Source organism: Oleiphilus sp. HI0043 (genome assembly GCF_001634935.1).
The window spans coordinates 1-1,033 of sequence record NZ_LWEY01000204.1 but is presented as its reverse complement, the minus strand read 5'-3'; the positions used below and the strand labels follow the sequence as shown (position 1 = coordinate 1,033).

The 1,033-nt window shown below is 44.2% G+C and carries 1 protein-coding gene; it reads left to right on the top strand.

From position 1 onward, the window contains the following. On the top strand, positions 1–1,033 hold a 1,033-nt coding region (locus A3729_RS03420; RefSeq protein ID WP_197475519.1), incomplete at both ends, for a DUF1631 family protein.

Genomic DNA, 1,033 nt, shown 5'->3' with positions numbered 1-1,033 from the left:
GATAGTAGGGATTCACGGCGGCAAAACTATTTCAGGAGTATCCGCTAAACCGCTACCGAAGTTAGTCATTGTCGTTAGAGATAATTTTAGACTTAAAGTGCAGGATTTATTACGTCATTTGTTTGATGGTGCGGATGATGCGCTGTTTGAAATGGCCGACAAAGCGGGCACTAATGGTGACCAAGCGTTGTATTTCGATGCGATGAGAGAGCTTCGTTTACAGAAGCGCCATATCGCAAATGCCGTTGTAAAGCAGTTGTTGACTAATTTCAATTCGCTTACAAGTGGTCCACAGGTGAGCGGCCCGTCTGGTGACTCGATAGATTCATTGGATCTTATTGATAAGGATGAACTTGAGGTTAATGTCGCAGTTGATGCGATGGTGTCGCGGCTTAATCAAGGTATTGGCACGGTGCTCGAGGAGCTTAGTGCTCGGATTTCCTTTATACTTGATGAGAGTGAAGTATTTTCTAAAGACTTTCCCGCGTCCCCGCATAAGCTATGTGATGCCTTTGCAAAAGCATGTGACTGTCTCGATTTTGGCATCCGAGCAAAGCTTATCGTGCTTAAACTATTTGAACGCTATGTACTGTCGAAAATGGCGGCAGTATATAAAGATTGCAATCAGCAGTTAAGGCAGTCAGGTGTACTTCCCGCATTAACGATCGGTATTGGCAAAACAGCGCGTACAAATAGCAGCAAGGCTGTTGAAATGCTCAATAATGTGTCAAAGACGGATACGATTAAATCAAATGGTCAGCTCGAGAATGCTACGCCTGATATCAATGGCTTTGATTCTTCAAGTGTTCCAACGCTCGGTGAAAATCAGTACCTTTCTCAGGGTACAGCTTTCGGTGAGTTGCGCTCTCTTCTTCATTCAGGTCAGCCCGCAAGTTCAATCGATGCAGGTGTTGGTGGTATGTCTAATATCATTCCGCAAACCAATATTATTCAGCAATTATCGGCGCAGCAAAATCGGTTCTCTGGCCAGATTTCAGGTGATCAATTAGGTGGATATCAGCGTGTTGATTTT